Here is a 23,332-nt window from a genome sequence, read left to right as displayed (position 1 = left end):
AATTACAAATCTATATCAATAAATCTTGTAATCAAATGGAATTCAAATTTTAGCTAAAAAAAACAATTACAAATTAAAATATTATTTAATATTCTAACTAAAAAACTTTATAAAAATTACCATTCTCATTCATACAATATAATACTTTTTTTATAAAATTTTTATCCTGTTTACTTCGGGTTTATTATGGTATTAACAAAAATCATTTTGCTGTTTTGGGTATAATAATGCCTCTAACCAATCAAAAATACAGTACCAATAATAGAAAAAAAAAGACACAAATGATAAGTATTATCAGTAACATTTATTATTTTTATTGTTTTTTTTAAATAATTTTAAAAAAATTATATGTATTATTAGGTAAAATGATTGATATGAATGCTTATAACCTAAAAAAAAGAATATTCATAAATTAAAATGAGAGGATCAAATATTTAGTTTCTTTAAATTTTATAGATAGAAAAATTACGAGTGTTAATGTTTAATTAATATTAAATTTCACTAATTAGTCATTGTGTTTATTTTTATCTAATAAACTAAAATTTTATCCCTAAATTTTTATATATTATTTAAAATATTAATATTATTTTTGTAGGTAATACAAAAACAATAACACAACACTAAAAAGTTTTATTATGTTTGAAAAGATTCTTATTGCAGAGAATTTCTCTAACGATAATTTTGCTGTTAAAAAAATAGTTGAAGAATTAAATGTATCTCATATTGACCAAGCAAATTATTGCGATGATGCCATTTCTAAAATTCGAAAGTCCTTTTCCGATAACTTACCTTATGAACTATTAATTACAGATTTATCATTTGACAGTATTCAAGAACATATTATTACATCCGGGGAAGAACTTATTAAAGTTGTTAAAGAAGAATTTCCTGATCTTAAAATTATTGTTTTTTCCATTGAGAATAGACAACCTGTTATTAATTCTTTCTTTGAAAAATATAATATAGATGCTTTTATAACGAGAGGTGCGGACTGTTCACAAGAATTAAAGAAAGCAATAGAAAATGTCTATGAAAATAAAATATACCTATATACAAATAAATCTCAAAAAGGCGGATTATTTGAGTTCACAAATAACGACCTGGAATTAGTGCGCCTATTATCTGTAGGTATGAATGTCCCGGAAATATCAGTCAAATTTAAGACCGATAAAGTATACCCAAACAGTGAAAGTTATTTAAATAAAAGATTAGTATCTATTCGGCAACATGCCGGAGCAGCAACTACTTTACATTTACTTACTTTATTTTCAGACTGGAATTTAATATAAATTTTATAAATAAAATTCATTAAAAATATTTTAAACTATAATTGACTGATTTAAAATAAAATATAAAAGCATCATGCATTTATTACGAAATCCATCAATTAAACAGTAAACATCCGATCCCTATATTCTTTCGGTATATAAATGATTACTTAAATAGTGAACACCTCATAAATATTCCTCTATTTTATTATGGAAATATCATTTATATTATCTAAATATCAATCAAATTACTATTTTATCGCTTCTTTTTAAACATAATTCATAATAAATTTGCATTTATGAAGCGAAAAGATAATTTATCTTTATGGTTTGCAGGAGACATCAAAGCCGGATTTCCTTCGGCAGCAGATGATTTCTATTTGGAACGAATTAACTTAAACGATGAATTAATAAGGGATCCCGAAACCACTTTTCTAGCACGGGTAAATGGAGATTCTATGAAAGATATGAGAATATATAACGGAGACCTTATTATCGTTGATAAAGCATTGGAGCCTAAAAACGGCCATATTGCCGTGTGCTATATAGATGGGGAATTTACATTAAAAAGACTAAAGGTAGTAAAGGAAAAAGGCATAGTAAAAGAAATTATTCTCCTTCCTGAAAATAAGGAATACGAATCTATACGGGTTACTCCTGACCAAGATTTTATTATTTGGGGAATACTTACCCATACTATTATAAAATTTTCATAGCATGTACGCTTTATTAGATTGTAATAATTTTTATGCTTCTTGTGAAAGAGTCAGTAATCCCTCTTTAACGGGTAAGCCTGTTTGTGTACTTTCGAATAATGACGGATGTGTAATTGCTCGTTCCAATGAGGCAAAATCCCTTGGAATCCCTATGGGGGCTCCTGCATTTAAATATGAAAAAATATTTGAAGAAAATAAAATATTCCTCTATTCCGCCAATTTTCCTCTATATGGAGATTTAAGCAACAGAGTGATGAATATTATTGGGCGTTATTGCAAGGAAGTTGAAATATATTCTATTGATGAAGCATTTATGAACTTTAACGGCTATATGAATTTGAATTTGCGGGAATATTGTCTAGACCTAAGAAAATATATACTCAAGGGAGTAGGCATTCCTACCAGCATAGGAATTGCCCCTACCAAAACACTTGCCAAAGCAGCTAATAGGATAGCTAAAAAATATCCTGAGAAAACTGATAATGTATATGTAATAGATTCTCCCGAAAAAATTGAAAAAGCACTTAATTGGTTGCATATTGAAGATATTTGGGGAATCGGAAAAAGATTAAACAAACGATTACGGACAAAAGGTATTCGTAAAGCTTATGAATTGGTAAACCTTCCGGAAACATTTATACGTCAGGAAATGGGAATTGTAGGAATCCGCATAATCAATGAATTAAAAGGAATTCCCCAGTTCGATATAGATTTACCTGCTCGTAAAAAGTCCATTGCTACTACCCGCACCTTCGATTACATGACTGACAAAATAGAAGATCTAAAAGAAAGAGTGGCTACCTTTGCGATCAAATGCTCGGAAAAATTACGCGCACAACAAAGTTGCTGTAACTACGTGACCGTTTTCCTGCATACAAACTTCTTTAGGGGCGATTTAATTCAATATCATCCCACTGTTACTTTAACGCTTTCCAATCCCCACAACTCAGCTATTGAGTTAAGTAAATGTGCTCAAAAAGCACTGGAAGCAATATATAAAAAAGGCTATCAATATAAAAAAGCAGGAGTTATTGTCTCAGGCTTAATCCCTGAATCGGAAAGACAAATTTCTTTGTTTGACGAGGATTATTACCTGAAGCATCAGCCTATTATGAAGATTATAGATAAGTTGAATCATAAATACCACGAAGATAAACTTAAACTGGGATGTCAAGATATAAAAAGTACGTGGAAGATGAAGCAGACCCGACTTTCAAAACGTTTTTCTACCGATATACGGGAAATTATACAAGTAAAAGTATAAGAAGGATTTAGCCAAGTATAATCCTATAATAATTTTATAAAAATAGAATGAATATGCGTGAGGATTTAAAAAATATTGTTACCGATTTACCTACCATCCCGGGAGTATATTATATTTATACTGATGAGGAACGGTTGATTTATATAGGAAAAAGCAATAATATCAAAAAAAGACTGAGCCAACACTTTACCTGTACTGACCGTAAATCAGTAAAAATTCAAAACTTTGCTTCTAAAGTGAGGTATGAGCCTACAGGAAGTGAATTAATTGCGCTTCTTATGGAATCTGAGGAAATAAAATACCATAAACCCATTTATAACAGAGCGCAAAGACATAGTATTTTTTATTATGGTTTATATCCCGAAATTACTGAAGAGGGATATATATCTTTACAATTGAAAAAAATAGATAATCGATCACAGGAAATTAATTCTTATTTAAGTTTAAAGCAAGGAAAAGAAGATTTATTCCGAATTACGGAAACTTATAAACTTTGTCAGAAAATAAACGGATTGTATAAAACGAAGGCTCAATGTTTCCAGTATACTATACACGAATGTTTAGGTGCTTGTATCAATAAGGAGCCCATACAAGATTATAACAAACGTGTACAACAATATTTAAAGAAAAATTCTTTTCCACAAGAAACCTTATTATTAAAACTTCCGGGACGAACTAAGGATGAAAAAGGATTAGTTTTAATAGAAAATGGAATTTATAAAGGTTTTGGATTCTGTCCAAAAAGATCCCGAAAAGATCCTCTGACGTTTATTACGCCTAAATCAGATAATAAAGATGCAAGACGAATTTTAAGAAGTTATTTAAAAAACAATAAAATAGTTTCCTTAAAAATTCAATAATTTTATTTTGAATTTATTCTTACTTATATAATATTTAATGTACTATATTTTTAACTTATATAAGTAATTATTTAATACTTATTTTTTTGCATCATTTTATCTAATATCAATTTTATGTAAAAATTTTTGTATGAATTTTTTATAAATTTTTTATAAATTTTCACATAAAAAATTAATAAAAAAATTAAACTCATACTAGATAAAAAAACAATCCATAAAGGAGAAAAAATTATAACCCAAGCCCACTTTATAATTTTTAAAACTTTCAAAATAATAAAAGTAATAGTGAGTAATCCTGGTATAGAGGAAATAAAAATCAGTAATTTCATTTATGTAGAAGTTAGTTTGTTTGTTTGTTTGTTAGTTCATCTTTTCCATTTATATTGTGAAAAAATTAATTTAGTGTACCACAAAGGTACTAATTTCTAAAAAAAAACCCTAATTGTATTAAAATATTAAAAAAAATAAAATATAATTTTAATAATTCTTAATTGATCGAATTTGATCATATCCCAATTGTAAAACACATTGTCCCATTTTGTTAACTTCATCTTGATCATGAGAAACTAATAATGTAGTAGAACCAAAATCAGCATGTGTCTTTAGAATTTCGTTTTGAAGTTTTATCCTCATAGTCGAATCTACAGAAGACAAAGGTTCATCTAAGAGTAATATGTCTGCTTTCTTGGCTAAGGTCCTCGCAAGAGCAGTCCTTTGTTTTTGTCCTCCTGAAAGTTTATTAGGTTTCTGTTTTCGTAAAGCTTCTAAACCATAAGATTTAATAAGAGTATCAACCCATGCTTTATCTTTAACTTTATTCTGTGCAAAAGATATATTTTCTTCCACAGTCATATGGGGAAATAAAGCATAATCCTGAAACATAAAACCTATATTTCTTTTTTGCGGACTTATATTGATGTTATTCAAGGAATCGAAAAAAATACAATCTCCCATTTGAATTATTCCCCAATCGGGTTTTATTAAACCGGCGATCATTTTAAGGAGTGTTGTTTTTCCTATACCTGATGGCCCAGAAATGCATATAAATTTGTTGTCCGGCAGTTCTGTTTTGACAGATAAAATACGACTTCCTTCAGAAGTCAAAATTTTATGTTCAATATCAATATATATCATTAAAAAAATTATATAGTTTTAATTTTAAAACTTTTATTAATGCTATAAATAAGAGTTAGCAATATAAATGAAGTTAAAAATAAAATAAATGAATATTGATTCGCGGTTTTATAGTCTAATGCCTGTACCTGATCGTAAATTGCAATAGAAGCAATACGAGTTTCTCCCGGGATATTTCCTCCAACCATCAACACAATTCCGAATTCTCCTATACAATGAGCAAATGTTAATGCTATACCGGTTATAAGAGAAGGCTTTATATTGGGTAATAAAACTTTGAAAAAGGTAGTGGTTTTGGATTTTCCTAAAGTATAGGAAACTTCTCTGTAGCTTGCCGGAAGAGACGAAAATCCAGTTTGAAGAGATTGTATCATAAAGGGTAAACCTGCAATAATACTTGCTATAATAATTCCTTCAAAAGTAAATGCCAATCTAATATTAAAATGTTTTTCTAAAAAAGAACCCCATATATTTTGCGGACTAAAAGCTATTAACAAATAGTATCCTAATACCGTAGGAGGAAGGACTAAAGGCATACATATCAAAGCTTCAACCAGAGGTTTAATTTTAAAATGTGTATAAGCCAACAGGTAGGATACCGGCAACCCTATAACCAATAAGATGCAAGTTGATAAAGTTGCCAGCTTACCTGTAAGCCAAAGGGTGTTTATAAAATCTTCGCTCAATTATTTAATCTTTTTTTGCTAGACCGTATCCGTACTTTTTCCAAATATGGTCACATTGGGAGCTGATGATATAATCTAAGAAACGAGAGGCTTCTCCGTTTTTTTCCCATCCGTTAATAAGAACAGCTGCCTGTGCTATGGGCGGACATATATTTTCCGGTAAGACATAATAGTGACCTTTATTTTTCATTTCCGGAGCCAATGCCAGTGATAAAGCAATAAATCCTATTTCTGCATTACCTGAAAATGTATATTGTGCCGTCTGATTGATATTTTCCCCCCAAACTATACGTTTACTTACTTTATCGTATAAATTCAGTCTTTTAAGTGTATTAATTGAATTTAAACCATAGGGAGCATTATCCGGATTAGCAATAGCTATTTTTTTAACCTCCGGTAAAAGTATGGCTGATAAACCTTGCGATAGATCGAGTGTTGAGCTCCACATGGCCACTCTTCCATAACAATAGTTAATTGCTGATGCGGAAGTCATTCCCCTATCTTCTAGTTTGCTGGGAAATTTGGTATCTGCAGACATAAACAGATCAAAAGGAGCTCCATTGATGATTTGTTGCGTCAGAGTTCCCGAAGATCCGTAAATTATTTGAAGATCAGCGCCCGGATAATCTTTAAGATATTGTTCTTTTATCTCTTCCAACACATATCTTAAATTAGCGGCAGCGGCGATGGTAGCTTTTCGTTCTTTTGTACAGGATATTATGACGAATAAAAATAATAATATCGGTATAAAAACTAGCTTACGTTTCATGATTATATAAAATTTTTAGTGTTGTGCTCCTTCAATTATTTTAAAAATATGCAGAATCGAAGGGAAAACTGCATCCATAGATTCTTCTGCTCCTTGGGTTGAACCCGGCATAGTAATTACTAAAGTATTTCCGATTAAACCGGCTATACTTCTGGATAACATAGCTAAAGGTGTTCTATTTTGCCCATAGCTTCTTATAGCTTCCGCTATTCCCGGAATTTCTCTTTCCAGTAAGGGGTGGATCGCCTCAGGGGTAATATCCCTCTTAGATAATCCGGTTCCCCCGGTTACCAAAATTAAATTTACTCCCTTTTGCAGGTATTCTTTAACTTTAGCTTGTATATCCTCTTTCTCATCCGGAATAATTTCATAATCAGAAACCTTGATCCCTTCATTTTGAATTTTTTCCATAATTACTTTACCTGCTCGGTCCTTTTTTTCCCCCTTAGAAATGCTGTCAGAACAAACCAACACGGATGCAGTCAATGGTAAATCAAATGAATCTTTTTTGTCTGATTTACCTCCTCTTTTTTCTAATAATTTAATATTTTGAATTTCGATATTCTTATCGATAGGTTTAAGCATATCATACATCGTTAAGGCAACTACCGATGCAGCATGCATAGCTTCCACTTCAACTCCTGTCTTATAAATGGTATGTATTTCAGCATAAATATAAATCTGTAACTCTCTAATTTCATAGGTTATGGAAGTATATTCTATGGGAAGCGGATGACAATCCGGAATCATATCGCTAGTTTTTTTTACAGCAAATAAACCGGCAACCTTTGCCATTTCAAAAATATTTCCTTTGGGAACTTTGTTGTCCTTGATTATTTGTATAGTTTGTTGAGATCCAACCTGAACCACCGCTTGGGCAATGGCTTTTCGTAAAGAATTACTTTTATGCGTTATATTTACCACTTTTTTATTTTTATAAATTAATTTTCTGCTTTGGTTGAAAAGAATACCGGTTTAAAAGTAATCATTATATATGCCCATTGCGGGAATTTGGTATCTATACCAATTTGATCTTTTAATATTCTTGTTCCTTTGTTTTTCATATAAGTACTCCAACCTGCTTGTAAAGATAACGATTGAGAAAATTTATAATCTGCCAATAAATCTATTTCGGATCCTATACCCTTGTTATTTCTGTTTTCCATTTTTTCAGCAGTTGAAAAAGTATGAAACCCACCATCAAAGCTTAATTTAGAATTAGCTTTGACGGATACACCGCCGTATAAGTCAAGTAACCCTTGCTTAGGTAAGGTAGCCCAATACTCCATAGAACCATTAAAAAAATGGTTAGCTCCATAAAGTTTATTAAAAGTGTGATCTTTAGTTTTTGATAACGTTGATTTGGATCCTGAGAAATAATCAACGCCTACATTTGCAGAAATAAAATCTGAAAATCTATAGTTAGTTTTTAACGCTAATAAGCAAGCATCTAATTTACTGTCTGATCTATCATATCCAAACTGGTAGTACCCGGTTGCATAAAATGAAAAAGGGATGCTACGATCATCTAAACCGAAGTTTGCTCCTACAGTATTTCTAAAGATGGATGTTTTTACTTCTTCAGGAGCTTCACCTTTTTGGAAACCTTCATTTACCCATATGGCAGAAGCTGTAAATTTTCCTATAGGTTTATATATCCAGGTATAAAATAATGACTTATAACTTTTGTCATATACAGACTCATAAAGGACATCTGCTGCATTATTCCATCCTCCTCCTACATGTGCTTTAAATTTAGCTGTTTCGTATTTTAATTTTAAAAGATCATGCGCATTAGGGGTATTGCTCCAATTACCGGAAGAAAATAAACGCTTGTCGTCATATTCCAATATCTGACGTCCTAAAACTCCTGAAAATTCAGGTGTAAAAAAATACTCCGCCCAAGCTTCGTATACTCCCAAATTATTTCCGGTTTTATTAATTCCGTTTGATCCATACGTTTCCGTATCTTGTAAAGTAATTTTAACCTTATAATCTTTTTCAGAATAAGTAGCACCTAAACGTACTCTTAAATTATTCACATAAGCAGCATCTAAAGAATCTGCCAAAGGTTTACGAAAACCACTTCTTAATTCTCCTCTGGTTCTCAGTTCTCCGTCAATTTTAATTTTCTGTGCAGTTAAGAGACTTAAACTCCCTAAACTAAAAAACAACAAATACCAAATTTTTTTGTGTTTCATAAATTTAATTTTAAATTAATAATTAATTTTCTCTATTTAAATAATCGTTTATCCCAATTTTCAATTTTTCCATTTTCCAAACGATTACTAAATATTTTTTTCCAACTTAGTGCTAATGATTTTATCTTTATTAAATTGCTTAAAATTTCATTATCTAAACAATTTTCTTTTTCATATAAAATTTTTAATAAATATGTTAAACTGTACTCGGGATGCGGTCGATCGATTAATTCAATGGTATCTCCTTGTTGTATACTTCCTTCCTCCAAAACTCGATAATACCATCCTGTTCGTAAACTTTCTTGGACCCGAAGCGACATGTTACTGCATTGAAAATAATAATTTAATTTCCAACACGGTTGTCTGGCTTGGCTGACTTCTAAAATGCAACTACCAACTTGGTAAATATCTCCGATCATAACTGTATCCTCCTTCATTCCGAGTGAGCAAATATTTTCACCAAAGGCTCCTGAATAACATAATTTAGAAATACCGGGTAAAGACGTTTTCCAATATTCATAATTCTCAAAGGCATATTGATGTATAGCTTTTTCTTCTCCTCCGTGGTTTATCTTATCACTCTGCTCATCATTTATCAGTCCTAGTTTGGACACCTTTTGCGGATCGGTAACTCTTTGCTTATTAATAGCGCTTAAATACTCTGTATTGGCCAACCGTTGAATTTTACCAACATGTAAAGAGCTGATTAAAGGTCTTTTCATGATTTTACTGTTTATTTTCTTTCCATTGATAGCTGCTATCACTAAATATTTCCTTACCCCATATAGGAAGTTCTTTTTTTATTCTCTCAACCAGCTCATCACAAGCAAGTATGGCAGGTTTTCTATGTTTTGAAGAAGTAAAAACAAATAAACAAACTCCACCTTTTTTTACCAAGCCTAAGCTATGGTGTACATGCATACATAATAAATCGTATTTAGTAAATATTTCTTTCCTTATCTGAATTAGTTTTTCAATAGCCATTTCTTGATAGGAGGTAAATTCAATCCCTTCTACTTCCTTTTCTTCTATTATATCTGCTCTAACCTGACCTAAAAAAATGCTATGTCCTCCAATATTATTGTCATGGGTATGGCTTTGAATAATTTCGGAAATAAATTCAATGGGAATAGCTCCCTCTAAAAATGGATATTTTTTTTTCATATAATTCTATTAAAAAATCGTTTCAATTCCGTTTCGAATATGCCATATTTCTTTTTCTGGAAATTTTCCTTCGGCTATCTCGACAGCGCGGCTACTGCGTAATCCTGTTTTACAAACAAATACAATTGAGTCATACTCCTCAAGAATATGTATATTTTCTTTAAACACAGACAACGGAATCTGTTTATAATCGAAACCTGAAATTTTGGGTAGCTCATTTTCATTTCTTACATCTACCAGTATCGATTTTTTTTGAGATAGAACTTCTTTCAACCGGGAAAGATTTTCAATTTCATTTACGGATGTAAAGACTCCGCAAATGTGTTCATAATCGATAGCTTTAATTTCATCTTCATTCTTCGGAGTGAAGTTTTTTTCCGACTTGGTAAAATTAATAATTCGTGTAGTATAATCCAAGATGTTAAATATCATTAATTTATGTACCAATGGTTCCCCAATACCTGTAATTATTTTTATAACTTCTTGGGCTTGAATGGTACCGATAATACCGGTTAGCGTACCTAGAACCCCTGTTTGATTGCAGGTGGGAACTTCTGAAGGTGAAGGGGGATTAGGAAACAAATCTCTGTAATTGGTCCTCATTTCCTCTTTCTCAACATTAAATACAGAAATCTGTCCTTCGTATTGATAAATGGCTCCATAGATCAAGGGTAAATTTTTTATAGTACATATATCATTGAGAAGATACCTTATTTGAAAATTATCTGTACAATCAACTATAATTTCATACGAATCTATAATTTTAGATACATTATCTGCAGTAATCTTTTCCGTAAAGGAGACTATTTTAACTTCTGAGTTCATTTCTTCAAGCCTTTCTTTTGCAGCTATGGACTTAAACTTACCCACATCTCCTTCTTTGAATAAAATTTGTCTATGCAAATTGGTCACTTCAACTTGGTCAAAATCTACAATTCCCACTTGTCCAATCCCGGCAGAAGTTAAATATTGAAGTACAGGACAGCCCAATCCCCCTGCTCCTACCACTAAAACGCGAGAATTAAAAAGCTTATCCTGGGCTTCAACGCCAAATCCGGATAAAATTATTTGTCTACTATATCTTTTAACATCCATCGATTAACTAAATTTTATTTTTTATCCTCCCGAGTAGGGCGGTAATAAGGCTATTTCTGCTTCTTCCGGTATAGGATCTGATTCTTTTGCGTTTTGGTTATTAATGATGATCAAATAATTTAAGGATTTTAAATCCGGAAAATAATTTTCCAAGGTTTCCTTTAAATCCAAAACAGTACTTACTTTTTTATTTAACTGATATTTTTCATTTAGAAAAATATCAGTTAACTTTCCAAAAATTTTAATATTCATATGGTTTTTAGATTTTTTCGATTTTCTTAAATTCTTCTTGAGTATTTATATTAGAAAATATTTCTGTGTCTATAATTTCCGACATTTCAATAATTTTTGATGGGGTCTTGAGAATAAAATCCATCATTTTTAATTGATTACCTGCCATTTTTTCTTCTATAAGTTGTAGCGCATCATAGGTATAAATCCCAAATAAGGGTTGAATCCTTCCTTTACAACTTGCCACCGTTGCCAAACTATTATCATGTTTATCAAGCAAATAATTAACTGCTTCTACTGTAATAAAGGGCATATCACAACTTACTATAAATACATCTTTTTTAGAGTGATCTAATGCGGCGTGAATTCCTCCTAATGGACCTTTGTTTTTGATCTTATCCGGAACTAATTCCCAACCAAACTGTTTATATTCCTCTTTATCCGTATTTATTTTAATAATTGGAAAACAATAAGATAAAGTGTCAATACTGTATTGAATTATAGGAATGTCGTTTAGTTTTTTTAACCCTTTATCCTCTCCCATGCGTATACTTTTTCCTCCGGCAAGGATATAAGCTTCCATTATCATAAAGTATTGCTTTTGAACAAAATAAACTGTCCGTTAATTTTTTTATATTTTTCGACGATTTTTTTTCCTTCTTTAGTCAAGAAAGCACCTCCTCCATTTTTACCTCCTAAATTTTTAAAAACCAGAGCAGTATTGGAAAATTCGTTCATTTCTTTTACCATTCCCCATGCTTTTCTATAAGGTATACCAATTTCTCTGGCTGCAGCAGCTATAGAACCGGTTTTATCAATACAATTTAAAAGTTTGGCCCGTCCTCTGCCTATTTTTAAGCCGTTAGTTGTTTCCAACCAAATGTACCCTTCAATTTTTAAATTCTCCATACCGTAACTTTTTCACCTTGATGGATCATTCTTTCCTCTCCCGATATTTCCACTATACAGTTAGCTGTACTGAAAGAATTCATCTTATAGGATTCTTGAGACGATAATAGGATAACCTCACCATTTTTTAAATAACCTTTTAAAAAATGGGTGAGTTTGTTTTTTTTATTAAAGTTGGTTAACAACCTAGCTTCTTCATAGAAATCAAAAATATTGTTTTCTCCTTTCAACCCTCTTATAAAAGGGTGTACATATTGATAAAAACATGTTAAGGCAGATGCCGGGTTACCGGGTAAGGCAAATACATAATGTTGTTTTTTTTTACCAAAATATAAAGGTTTACCGGGTTTTTGCTGTATTTTATAAAAAAGTTGATTTACTTCAGCTTTTTCTAAACTTTCTTTAACATAGTCATAATCTCCCACAGAAATGCCCCCCGTTAGTAATAATATATCTACTTCCGGTATTCTTGTTTGGATTTCTTGAAAAGTTTTTTCTTTATCATCAGAAACTTTCAACATAAATTCAACTTGTATATCCATTTCTTTCAAAGCTGATTGTAGTGTAATTGAATTACTCTCATATATTTGTCCTTTTTTTAAAGGAATACCGGCCGTAACCAATTCATTTCCTGTAACGATAATACCAATTTTAGGGGAGGAAAAAACGTTAACCTTTTCAATTCCATACCCTGCTAACATACCAATTATGCTCGGTGTAATCAAAGTATTTTCAGCAGCCAATAAATCTCCTATTTTTGATTGCGAACCTTGTTGACGTATATTATCACCTTTATTATACTTTTCTTCTTGAAAACTTAAAATGTTTTTTTCGACTTTTACTTTTTCCTGTACAACCACCATATCTGCTCCGGTTGGTATCATAGCTCCGGTAAATATCCGAGCTGCTTCACCTCTATTTAATGTTGGCAATTCTGTTTGCCCGGCTTGAATGACATACTTAACAGTAAGCTCATTTTTGTCAACCATATCTTGATAACTAAATGCATATCCATCCATAGCTGAATTAGTAAAATTCGGTACATCTATAGGGGCATAAACTGGCTTTGCTAAATAAGAATGAAGAGAATCACTCAAATAAATTTCATGGATAGGACACTTCTTATTTATTTCTTTAGAAATAATAGTTCTTGATTCATTAACTGTTATAAATTCATTCATGACTCAATAGGTTTTTTTTAGCATATCGCAAAGAAAAAGTTAACCGCCAATTTTAATCATACTCCTATTTTTAAGATATTCGGGATTTAATTTTATAAAATTTTCAAACTGACCTCCCATCTTTTTATGTTTGTTTTTTAAAAAGGATTGTATGATGGGCTCAATGTCTTCTCCTTTTCGTAAGGTTGTTAAAATATCAAACTCATCTTTTCCAAAGAGACAGTTTTTCATTTTCCCATCAGCGGTAATTCTCATTCTATTACATCCCTGACAAAAAGGTTGACTCATAGTTGTTATGAAAGCAAATGTTCCTTCATACCCTTTAACTTTAAACTTTTTAGTAGTATCGTGGTTATTATCTTGGATTTTCTCATAAATAAAATGAGAATCTATAATATTCAACATTTCGCTCATAGTTATAACCTTATTTTTTTCCCATTGGTTTCCACTAAAGGGCATAAATTCTATAAAACGAACTTGTATTGGATAATTCTCAGTTAATGAGATGAAATCGTTAATTTCATCATCATTTATATTTTTCATGATTACCGTATTAATTTTTACATGAAAACCTCGGTTAATATAAAGTAAAATATTATCCCAAACTTGAGCCAATACATTACGTTTAGTAAGAAATTTAAATTTTTCTTCTTGTAAACTGTCAATGCTGATATTGATCGTATGTAATCCTGTATCTTTTAATAAATCCACATACTTATGTAAAAGTACTCCGTTGGTTGTTAAATTCAGTTCTACCGGTAAATTAGACAACTTCTTAACTATTTCAGCAAAATCGCGTCTTACCAGAGGTTCTCCTCCGGTAAGACGTATTTTATCTATTTGATATTTTGTAAAAATTTCAGATATGCTGAAAATTTCTTCCGGATTCATTAATTCACCGTATGGCAAACACTGCATTTTTTCATTGGGCATGCAGTAAATGCAACGAAAATTACAACTGTCTGTAAGAGAAATTCTCAAATAATTATGAACTCTATTATAACTATCAATGAGATTATTCATATTGATTATTCGGATCTTTTTTTAGATTTTTTGGGCGTTCCGGTAAATATTTTAATAAAAATACTGCTGAAAAGAAAAGAAAAACCGAACCTCCAAATGTTGCCCATGCAAACGCCTGGTTATCTTCTAATGCGTTGTTCAATGCTCCATACATCATCCATACCTGCAAAGTTAAAATCAATATTAATATAACAATTATTGCAGACATTAATGTATTAATTTTATTAGAATTAACTGAATTTTGAACTTCTCTGAAATTATTCATACACTTAAGCTTTATCTTTATCTGTTACGTAAACTTTTCCATCTCTTATTACCACAGACAGTTGTGGTAAGGGCCTGGGTGGCGGACCTTGTAACACATCTCCGGTTTCGGGATTAAAAAAACCTTTATGACATGGACAAATGATCTTATTTTGTTCATGATCATATAACACCGCACAAGATAAATGAGTACATTTTTGCTCAAAACATCTCCATTTATCTTCGCCTAAATGAATAAGTATATAGGGCACTTTATGATTATCATTGATCACGAAGGCTTTCATTTTCCCTATGGGAACCTCTGTAGAATCACAAACAAAATATTCTTCATTTAGCCTTTTTTTAGGAAATAATAAAGATTTAGCAGCTATAGCACCGTTTCCTACAGCTAATCCTCCGGATAATAGGCACAAAAACTTTGCAAAGTCTCTTCTAGAAACATACGTTGCCTCATCCTGCTTTATAGGAAAATCTGATTTCCAAATGGGTTTATCTTTATCTTTTTTTGACATTTTTCTTGTATATTATTAGTGAACTTTTAATTCGGTACTTCCTTTTGGCATCATAATATTGACTTTAGTAACCACTTCTTGCTTTCCAAAAATAAATTTATTTACCGGTGTACTATTCGGACGTTTCGCTTCTATTTCTTCTAATGTTCCATAGAATAGTGCTCCACTAGGACAAACGGTTGCACACATAGGTTTAAGCCCTGCACTTGTTCGGTCGTAACACATATTACATTTCATCATGAGCTCTGCATCTTCCATTTTTTTAGGAACTCCGAACGGACAAGCCATAACACAGTTGGAACAACCGATACATCGGGAAGTATTCGCTGAATGCACCACACCAAAACTATCTTTAGTTATGGCATCAGCCGGACAAACATTTGCGCAAACCGGATCATCGCAATGCATACAAACCTGTACTGTGGTCTGTACTGTGTGCTTACGGTCTACATAATGGATATTGATCATACTATCTTGCCCGTTAGTTTCACATTCAGCACAAGCCATTTCACATGCATGACATCCTATACATCTTTGCATGTCTACAAAAAAGCCTACATTTTTATTATATTCTATACTTACCATATTTTCTAATTTAACCAATTGAGCTTTGGTATGCTCTGGATTCTTCCTCTTTTGATAATTTTTTACCTGTATTAATTAATTTACATGCACACACTTTAAATTCGGGCATTTTAGAAACAGCGTCTAACGTTGATATGGTTAATTGATTTACCGAATGTTTTCCCCCCCAGTGATACGGTATAAATACAGTATCTTCTCTGATGGTTTCAACAACATTGGCAGGTACTACCATTTCTCCACGACGGGTCACCACACGAATTAAATCTCCCTCTTGTATACCGTATTTTTGCGCGAGTTTAGGGTGTATTTCTAATAAAGGTTCAGGATATTGGTCAACCAATTTACCAATCCTCCTTGTTTGCGTACCGCTTAAATATTGAGAAACTACACGACCTGTAGTCAAAATAATCGGATATTCTTCATCAGTCATTTCTGATGATAAGCGATATGGAGCTGGATTAAAGTGTGCTTTCTTATCAGGAGTCATAAATTTATAATCTTCCCAAAGTCTAGGAGTACCCGGGTGACCAATTTCAGGACAAGGCCAAAAAACTCCCATTTCTTTTTCAATCCGATCGTAAGTTATTCCATAGTAATCTGCCCTACTGTTTCTCGATGCCTTTCTTAATTCATTAAAAATTTCTTCACTGTTTTTATAAGGAAAATAAGATTCTACACCTAATCTTCTTGCCAATTCCAAGATAATACTCGTATCGGTTCTGGCATTTCCCGGAGGCGTTACACATTGACGCACTCGTACTACTCTTCCTTCAGCCGTGGTAACCGTACCTTCTTCTTCTTCTTGTAATGATCCTGCTAAAACTAAATCAGCATAACGTGCTGTTTCACTTAAAAAGAAGTCTATAGCTACATAGAATTCCAATTTTTCCAATGCTGAACGTACATAATTATTATTAGGTAAAGAAACTAAGGGATTAAAACAAATGGAAATAAGACCTTTAATTTCTCCTCTGTGTATAGCCTCTATAATTTCCCAAGCGCTATAACCTTTACGAGGTAAATCTTTTTCGTCTATTCCCCATATTTCTGAAACTGCTTTTCTATCTTCCGGATTTTCTATATCTCTGTTTCCCGGAAGTTGATCGCATTTATGCCCGTGTTCCCTTCCTCCTTGTCCATTACCTTGTCCTGTTATAGTACCATAACCACAATAAGGCTTGCCAATTCTTCCTGTTGCTAAAACCAAATTGATGCAACCGACTACATTATCAACTCCTTTGGAATGCTGTTCTATTCCTCTGGCATGTAATAAGAAGCTGGTCTTTGCTCTACCCCATATTTCAGCTGCCATACGAATTTTTTCTGCAGAAACACCGGTTACCTCCTCAGCCCATTCTAATGTATGATCTTGAATAGCACTTAAGGTTTCTTCTATTCCTGAGGTGTATTTTTCAATAAACTCATGGTCTACCCAATCATTATCAAACAAAATTTTAAGAATTGCTCCATATAAAGCAGAATCCGTACCCGGTCGTAAATCTAAATGTAAGTCTGCAGTTCTGGCAAATGGAGTCACTCTTGGATCAATTACAACTAATTTAGCTCCATGGTCTCTGGCTTCCCAAAGTCGATAGGTTAGTGTCGGGAATGTTTCACTAACATTAGCACCCGCTACCATGATAACTTCTGCATGTTTTAAATCTGCCCAACTATTGGAAGATCTGTCCATGCCGAATGCTTTTTTATTACCTGCACCCGCACTAACCATACAAAGCCTTCCATTGTAATCCAAATTAGCAGTTTTTAAAGCTACACGAGCAAATTTACCGATCATGTAACTTTTTTCATTGGTAAGGGAAACTCCTGAAAGCATTGCAAAAGCATTATTTCCATATTGCCCTTGTATTCTATGAATCTCTGAAATTATTTTATCAAACGCACCCTCCCAATCTATAGGCTTAAAACCTTCATTTTCAATTCTTTGCATTGGATGAAGTAACCTATCCGGATGGTTATCTTGTAAATAACGCTGAACCCCCTTGGGACAAAGTCTTCCTTCATTAAAAGGAAATTCTTTCCATGGTTCGAATCCGATTACTTTATTATCTTTAACTTTTAGCTGAATACCACATTGCATTCCGCAAAAACAACAATGTGTTTTTACAAGTTTATCTGGATCTGAATTTCCTTTGAAACCTTCTTTAGGTGTATAATTTTTATGAGGTCCAAATTGCTCTATAATTTTATCTCCATCTACCGGTAATTTAGCCATATAATTAATTTTATTTTATCTTTATAATTAATAAAGTTTGTATTTATTTTTTATCCGAAGAAACTTCCGGATTGTTCTCTAGCTTTAAAGTGGGCGATTGCAAGTGCAGATCGCTTTCCTTCTGGACTATAGTCTAAATGACTGCTACCGTCTTCTAAGGTAAAGTCAAATCCCAATTCATGGGTAATGGTCTTAAGATCATTAACATGCATTTGGGTAGCAAATTCTTCTTTGGTATGAGGACAAACCGCCATACCTCGTCTTATTCCTTCTGTTTTATATATATTGGCTCCTAATTGTGCAGGACGTTGAAATATGTGAAAAAATTTTCCGAACGGCATCCATACTAAAAACAATATAACTGTAACAGCATGAGAAACCGACATAAATTGATTGGTCTTTCCATCCAAATAGGTATAGTCGAAAACTATACCGATTCCTGTTAAAGATATCGCTATCAATAAAAGTAAAGGCAACCAATCTCCATTAAAGGTTTGTGTAGCAATTAATCCTCCATTGGTAAGTCTTCTTTTCATCATCATGATTGAACCAATAATTACTAAAATAGAACACCAAACCAATGCATGAAAAATAATAAATGCCAGGAAGGAACCTAATTGAAAATCCATTATTTTAAAACCAAACATATGGGCTTCATAAGTAGTCATTGAGCCTGATTCTAAGGTAAAATGTATCCAACCGAAGGTAAGAGGAAAGGTTATACAAAATGCTATCATACAACCGGTAGCCAACATAAAGTGTCCTATCCATCTAGTTCGGCCTCTCGGGTATATAAATTTTTGAAAAAGTATATTTTGACAAAATAATTTTAGTCCTCTTATCGCATAAGCAATAAAATGCTTACTGAAAAAAAACTGCCAAGATCGTTTCCAATACATTTTTGTGGGTGGACGTTGTAGCCAAATGGAATAACGATAAGTGACTCCAAATACACAAAATACCGCTCCAAATAAATAGGCGATTAATGCTGCATCAAAATTCTGAAGATTGCGCGAGCCTACAAAAACCAATGCAATAATTAAAAGTGTGGTAATAATTGCTTTTAATAATGCTGGTTTATTAAGAGTATTAAATAATTTAAACATAATTTTTATGATTTATTTAGCTTGGTCTTTCAGCTCCTTTCCTTTGATAATAATACCAATTGATAACAGTTGCTAAAAGTGAAAATAATAATATTCCCCAGAAAAAAGTGTTTACACTTTTCATTCCTGAAGCCTTAGTTGATTCTAGCTCCGCTCCTATAATCATTGAAAAAATAAATGGTCCATATGCCGCAATAGCTGCTGTCCAACCTATTACTCCGGCAGAATGTACTGAGTTATCTTTAAAAATTATAGGAAATTGTCTGAATGTACCTGCATTTCCCATTCCTGAGAAAAAGAATATAGTTAACATCATTGCCAAAAAGAAAGGAAATTGATCTATAGATGTAGGTGAAACTAGTCCCATAGTAATCATAACCGCAATACAACCTGCAAATCCTAATCCAGTTATCGTTGTTAAAACTGCTCCTCCTACTTTATCAGCTACAAATCCAAAGGCAACCCTGCTTGCAGAACCGATCAGCGGCCCATAAAAGGCATATTTTAGCGGATCCGGAGCTCCAGGAAAGTCTCCGTATAATGATTTAATCATTAATGGAAATGCTGCAGCAAGTCCTGAAAATGTACCGAATGTCATAAAATAAGTAATAGTACAAAACCAAGTATGTTTAATTTTGAAAATTTCTAATTGTTCTTTAAACGATGTTTTCAGAGGTATGCTTCGTAAACCGAACCAGCAAACTAAAGTCATTATAACAAGTATAGGTGCATAAATTAAAGCCGGGCTTTGTAAATAAATTGGTTTTGTAGTTACTTCATGAGTTATCGAATCAGTAGTTTTTAAAATTTCCGGAGCACCAATAATTGCTACTCCTAATAAAGCCGGAGTTAAAAATTGTACGATACTTACTCCAAAATTACCGATTCCAGCTTGAATTCCTAAAGCTGTACCTTTCAAGCGAGCCGGAAAAAACATATTAGTTGAAGGCATAAAAGATGAAAAGTCTCCACCTCCGAATCCCATGGTAAATGCTAATACCGCAAATACCCAAAATGGAGTCTGCGGATTCATTACTGCTAAAGCAATGCCTATTACAGGTATTAATTTTATTAAGGTAGAGAATGTAATTGTATGTCTTGTCCCGTAAATTGGAATTAAGAAAGTGTGGACTATACGTAAAGTTCCTGCAGCCAATCCTGGTAAAGAAGCTAGCCAGAATAGTTCTTTTTCTGTAAAGTTAAAACCTATACCCGTAAGTTTTGTTACTATACCGCTCATTAAATACCATACAATAAATGATAGTGTTAAGGATATTGTAGTTATTATTAGTGTTCTCCAAGCAACTTTCTTACCTGTAGATTCCCAAAAATTATTATCTTCAGGCTTCCATTCTTTTAGCCATGTATTCATGTTTTATTTATTTTAAGTTATAATTTTAATTTTTTATTTTTTTTCTATATCATTATAAATTTCAGGCATTTTTTCACGGTTCATCTTTAAAATGACTCTATGCATACAAATTAGACATGTTACTGAAATGATAAATATTAATATCCAAGAACTGGTCCATAATCCTGTATAATTAAGAAAATATCCAAAAATGATTGGACCAATGAAACCTCCTAATCCTCCTATTAGACCAACCATACCGCCTACAACTCCAACTTCATTAGGAAAATATTCGGGTATATGTTTATAAACGGCAGCTTTTCCTATCCCCCAAGAAATTCCTATGCAAATTACTAATACTAAATAAACCGACATATTTGCATCAAAACTGATCTTAGTAATTCCTTTTGCTAACAAATCCTTTTTATTAACATGCTGATTTTCCTTCACTACAATTTCCTGCCAAGTTTCTTTAGTTGGAAATATTCCTTTTTTCTTATCTACTCTATTTTCTTTTTCTTTAATTACATAGTCTTTATTGTCTACGGTTACGCTATTAGATGTTACTTTAGAAACAATCCCTTTTTTGTTTGATGAAATTCCTTGTCCGTCGGTATAAATATCCATTTTGGGAAACATTAATAAGAAGCTTAAGGCTACAGAGGAACCTAACACCCAATACATAACTTTTCTTGCTCCAAATTTATCCGAAAGGTATCCTCCAAATGCTCGAATTACACCTGAAGGAAGACTAAAATAAGAAGCAAACATTCCTGCCACTACTAAAGTAGTACCATATACATTCATGAAATTGGGAACTAACCATTGTGAGTAGGCTACAAAAAAACCAAAAACCAGCAAATAATATAAACCAAATCGCCAAACTCTTCCTTTTTTTAAAGGAGATAACATTTGCTTCATATTCTTGGCACTTCCTTGCGGTTTTTTATTTTTCGCAAATAATAAAAATAATATTCCTATAACCACCAAAACAGTAGCGTAGGTTATTGGAAGCATTTTCCATCCGTTATCCGGATCATTTTTAGAAAAATAATTTAAAAGAGTCGGTGCAAAAAATGTAGTTAAAGCAGCACCGGCATTTCCCATTCCAAAAATCCCCAAAGCTCTGCCTTGCCATTCTTTTGGGTACCAAACTGATGTATACCCAACCCCTATAGAAAAGCTTGTTCCCACAAATCCAAATAGGAAGCTTAGTAAGGCAAACACCCAGAATGATTTTGCCATAGGCAACAAGAATAATGGTATGGAACAAAATAAGAGTAAACCAGCAAAAACATATTTACCTCCAAATTTATCGGTCAAAATTCCAATAGGAAGCCGTAATAGTGAACCCGTTAAAACTGGAATTCCTAATAGCCAACCGCTTTCTACCACAGAAAAATTAAATATACCTTTATCGACTAAGTAAGTAACCAACACACCGTTGAGTGTCCAACAGGCAAAGCAAACAGTAAATGCTAACGTATTTAAAAAAAGTATTTTGTGAGATTGAAGTAATTTAGCGCTCATCTAATTAAGTAGTTTAATAATAGTTAATTGTTATATAAAATAGTTAATTGTTAGACTTCTAAAGTTGAATCCAAAACATATTTTTTAAAATCGTCTTTAATCCTATAAAATTTATGATGTAATGGACAAGGGTTTTCTGAAGAACAATCTTTTAAACCTAATAAGCAACGATTTATTGATTTTTCTCCATCAACTGCTATTACTATGTCTGAAATCTTTATATCTCTCAACTCCCTACTTAAAGTAAATCCACCATATTTCCCTTTCATTGATAATAATAAACCTGCTTTTACTAATTGCTGTAAAATTTTGGCTGTAAATGGGCCGGGAGTATTTAATGCTTCACTAACCTCTTTAACTTGACGTAAATTATCCACAGTACTGTTTGCACTCAGATAAATCATAATTTTAATAGCGTATTCACTTGTTTTTGAAAACATTATTTATAAACAGCAGAAATTAAACATAGTTTTATTTCTACAAATATACAATTTTAAAATTATTAAAAGACTTTTGTATCTTATTATCTTCAATATTTAAAAAGAGTATAAATAAGTAACTCATTTACAATTTTTTAACTTAATTGATTTTTTTGATTTTATTATATTTTTTTTAATATGTATATTAATTTATTTATATTTATTTTTAATTTAAAACAAAATATTTACTTTAATTTAATTTATAATTCAATAAATAACTTATTTTTATCCCATTAATATATTGACAATTTTCTATATTGTAATAAAAGATAATTTTGTCCTTTATTAAAAATTTCATACTTTTGACAATAAGTAAAAATCAAAAAATTGTTTTCAAAAAGCTGCGAATATGCTATTAGAGCTACCATATTTATTGGTTCTCAATCTTTCAAGGGTAATAAGCCGGGATTAAAAGATATATCCGGAGAAATTAATTCTCCGGAGGCATTTACCGCTAAAATATTACAATTACTGGTTAAACACCGTATAATTAATTCGCATAAAGGACCTACTGGAGGTTTCAGTATACATACTGACACTTTTTCAAAGATAAAATTATACGATATAGTGTTGGCTATTGATGGTGATTCTATTTTTAAGGGATGTGCATTGGGATTACCTGAATGCTCGGAAAATCATCCTTGCCCTGCACATTATAAATTTAGGGCTATTCGAAATCAATTTCAGGATACGCTTAGATCTATTAGTATTGAAGATATGATTAAGGATGTGATTTCCGGATTAACTTTTTTAAAAATATAAATTAATATA

The 23,332-nt window shown here is 32.0% G+C and carries 26 protein-coding genes; 5 read left to right on the top strand and 21 right to left on the bottom strand.

Annotated features, from left to right (window positions below; all coding sequences use genetic code 11):
- Positions 1–635 precede the first annotated feature (635 nt).
- The 4 genes from ASC36_RS09440 to ASC36_RS09425 all read left to right on the top strand — a co-directional run bounded on the left by ASC36_RS09440 (position 636) and on the right by ASC36_RS09425 (position 4,108).
- Positions 636–1,289, top strand: coding sequence for a response regulator (locus ASC36_RS09440; RefSeq protein ID WP_055426254.1), 654 nt, complete (start codon positions 636–638; stop codon positions 1,287–1,289).
- Positions 1,290–1,567: 278 nt separating this feature from the next.
- A complete protein-coding gene (locus tag ASC36_RS09435) occupies positions 1,568–1,984 on the top strand; it encodes a LexA family protein (protein ID WP_055426253.1) in 417 nt (138 codons plus the stop codon).
- A gap of 1 nt (position 1,985) precedes the next feature.
- The gene (locus ASC36_RS09430) at positions 1,986–3,248 is read left to right on the top strand and encodes a Y-family DNA polymerase (RefSeq protein ID WP_055426252.1); all 1,263 of its coding nucleotides are present in this window, start codon (positions 1,986–1,988) and stop codon (positions 3,246–3,248) included.
- Between the two features lie 53 nt (positions 3,249–3,301).
- Entirely contained in the window at positions 3,302–4,108 is an 807-nt protein-coding gene (locus tag ASC36_RS09425) for a GIY-YIG nuclease family protein (protein ID WP_055426251.1), read from the top strand.
- 477 nt (positions 4,109–4,585) lie between these two features.
- Here the strand turns inward: ASC36_RS09425 and ASC36_RS09415 are convergent, their stop codons facing one another.
- From ASC36_RS09415 to ASC36_RS09315, 21 genes are read right to left on the bottom strand one after another with little or no spacing between them, the layout of a single operon-like run.
- A complete protein-coding gene (locus ASC36_RS09415; protein WP_055426249.1) occupies positions 4,586–5,242 on the bottom strand; it encodes an ATP-binding cassette domain-containing protein in 657 nt (218 codons plus the stop codon).
- A gap of 8 nt (positions 5,243–5,250) precedes the next feature.
- Entirely contained in the window at positions 5,251–5,928 is a 678-nt protein-coding gene (gene modB, locus ASC36_RS09410) for a molybdate ABC transporter permease subunit (RefSeq protein WP_055426248.1), read from the bottom strand.
- Positions 5,929–5,932: 4 nt separating this feature from the next.
- On the bottom strand, positions 5,933–6,697 hold the full coding sequence (gene modA / locus ASC36_RS09405; protein ID WP_055426247.1) for a molybdate ABC transporter substrate-binding protein: 765 nt from the start codon (positions 6,695–6,697) through the stop codon (positions 5,933–5,935).
- Positions 6,698–6,712: 15 nt separating this feature from the next.
- Positions 6,713–7,621, bottom strand: coding sequence for a bifunctional molybdenum cofactor biosynthesis protein MoaC/MoaB (moaCB, locus tag ASC36_RS09400; protein WP_055426246.1), 909 nt, complete (start codon positions 7,619–7,621; stop codon positions 6,713–6,715).
- A 17-nt stretch (positions 7,622–7,638) separates the two neighbouring features.
- A complete protein-coding gene (locus ASC36_RS09395; RefSeq protein ID WP_055426245.1) occupies positions 7,639–8,898 on the bottom strand; it encodes an alginate export family protein in 1,260 nt (419 codons plus the stop codon).
- Positions 8,899–8,930: 32 nt separating this feature from the next.
- Entirely contained in the window at positions 8,931–9,620 is a 690-nt protein-coding gene (locus ASC36_RS09390) for an MOSC domain-containing protein (protein ID WP_073961266.1), read from the bottom strand.
- A gap of 4 nt (positions 9,621–9,624) precedes the next feature.
- Positions 9,625–10,062, bottom strand: a complete 438-nt coding sequence (locus ASC36_RS09385; protein WP_055426244.1) for a molybdenum cofactor biosynthesis protein MoaE — start codon at positions 10,060–10,062, stop codon at positions 9,625–9,627.
- Between the two features lie 9 nt (positions 10,063–10,071).
- Positions 10,072–11,157, bottom strand: coding sequence for a HesA/MoeB/ThiF family protein (moeB, locus tag ASC36_RS09380; RefSeq protein WP_055426243.1), 1,086 nt, complete (start codon positions 11,155–11,157; stop codon positions 10,072–10,074).
- A 21-nt stretch (positions 11,158–11,178) separates the two neighbouring features.
- Positions 11,179–11,409, bottom strand: a complete 231-nt coding sequence (locus ASC36_RS09375; protein ID WP_055426242.1) for a MoaD/ThiS family protein — start codon at positions 11,407–11,409, stop codon at positions 11,179–11,181.
- Positions 11,410–11,416: 7 nt separating this feature from the next.
- Entirely contained in the window at positions 11,417–11,971 is a 555-nt protein-coding gene (mobA, locus tag ASC36_RS09370) for a molybdenum cofactor guanylyltransferase (protein WP_167336881.1), read from the bottom strand.
- A 2-nt stretch (positions 11,972–11,973) separates the two neighbouring features.
- Entirely contained in the window at positions 11,974–12,297 is a 324-nt protein-coding gene (locus ASC36_RS09365) for a winged helix-turn-helix domain-containing protein (RefSeq protein ID WP_055426240.1), read from the bottom strand.
- Positions 12,285–13,478, bottom strand: a complete 1,194-nt coding sequence (locus ASC36_RS09360; RefSeq protein ID WP_055426239.1) for a molybdopterin molybdotransferase MoeA — start codon at positions 13,476–13,478, stop codon at positions 12,285–12,287. Before ASC36_RS09360 ends, ASC36_RS09365 begins: the two co-directional genes overlap by 13 nt.
- A 39-nt stretch (positions 13,479–13,517) precedes the next feature.
- The gene (gene moaA, locus ASC36_RS09355) at positions 13,518–14,501 is read right to left on the bottom strand and encodes a GTP 3',8-cyclase MoaA (protein WP_055426238.1); all 984 of its coding nucleotides are present in this window, start codon (positions 14,499–14,501) and stop codon (positions 13,518–13,520) included.
- Positions 14,494–14,766, bottom strand: coding sequence for a hypothetical protein (locus ASC36_RS09350; RefSeq protein ID WP_055426237.1), 273 nt, complete (start codon positions 14,764–14,766; stop codon positions 14,494–14,496). Before ASC36_RS09350 ends, moaA begins: the two co-directional genes overlap by 8 nt.
- A gap of 4 nt (positions 14,767–14,770) precedes the next feature.
- Positions 14,771–15,277, bottom strand: a complete 507-nt coding sequence (locus ASC36_RS09345) for a Rieske (2Fe-2S) protein (protein WP_055426236.1) — start codon at positions 15,275–15,277, stop codon at positions 14,771–14,773.
- Positions 15,278–15,292: 15 nt separating this feature from the next.
- The gene (locus tag ASC36_RS09340) at positions 15,293–15,862 is read right to left on the bottom strand and encodes a 4Fe-4S dicluster domain-containing protein (RefSeq protein WP_055426235.1); all 570 of its coding nucleotides are present in this window, start codon (positions 15,860–15,862) and stop codon (positions 15,293–15,295) included.
- Positions 15,863–15,872: 10 nt separating this feature from the next.
- Positions 15,873–18,095: a molybdopterin oxidoreductase family protein gene (locus ASC36_RS09335; protein WP_055426234.1), complete on the bottom strand. Its 2,223-nt coding sequence runs from the start codon at positions 18,093–18,095 to the stop codon at positions 15,873–15,875.
- 50 nt (positions 18,096–18,145) lie between these two features.
- A complete protein-coding gene (locus ASC36_RS09330) occupies positions 18,146–19,201 on the bottom strand; it encodes a hypothetical protein (protein ID WP_055426233.1) in 1,056 nt (351 codons plus the stop codon).
- Between the two features lie 16 nt (positions 19,202–19,217).
- The gene (locus tag ASC36_RS09325) at positions 19,218–20,573 is read right to left on the bottom strand and encodes an MFS transporter (RefSeq protein WP_055426232.1); all 1,356 of its coding nucleotides are present in this window, start codon (positions 20,571–20,573) and stop codon (positions 19,218–19,220) included.
- A 33-nt stretch (positions 20,574–20,606) separates the two neighbouring features.
- Positions 20,607–22,082 (bottom strand): MFS transporter, encoded by a 1,476-nt coding sequence (locus ASC36_RS09320; RefSeq protein WP_055426231.1) that lies wholly within the window; start codon positions 22,080–22,082, stop codon positions 20,607–20,609.
- A gap of 50 nt (positions 22,083–22,132) precedes the next feature.
- The gene (locus tag ASC36_RS09315; RefSeq protein ID WP_055426230.1) at positions 22,133–22,522 is read right to left on the bottom strand and encodes an RrF2 family transcriptional regulator; all 390 of its coding nucleotides are present in this window, start codon (positions 22,520–22,522) and stop codon (positions 22,133–22,135) included.
- A gap of 366 nt (positions 22,523–22,888) precedes the next feature.
- On the opposite strand from ASC36_RS09315, the gene ASC36_RS09310 reads away from it, so the two are divergent.
- The gene (locus ASC36_RS09310) at positions 22,889–23,323 is read left to right on the top strand and encodes an RrF2 family transcriptional regulator (RefSeq protein ID WP_055426229.1); all 435 of its coding nucleotides are present in this window, start codon (positions 22,889–22,891) and stop codon (positions 23,321–23,323) included.
- Positions 23,324–23,332: the final 9 nt, after the last annotated feature.

It is taken from the genome of Apibacter mensalis (assembly GCF_001418685.1).
GTDB lineage: Bacteria > Bacteroidota > Bacteroidia > Flavobacteriales > Weeksellaceae > Apibacter > Apibacter mensalis.
This window is presented reverse-complemented; position numbering and strand designations above follow the sequence as displayed.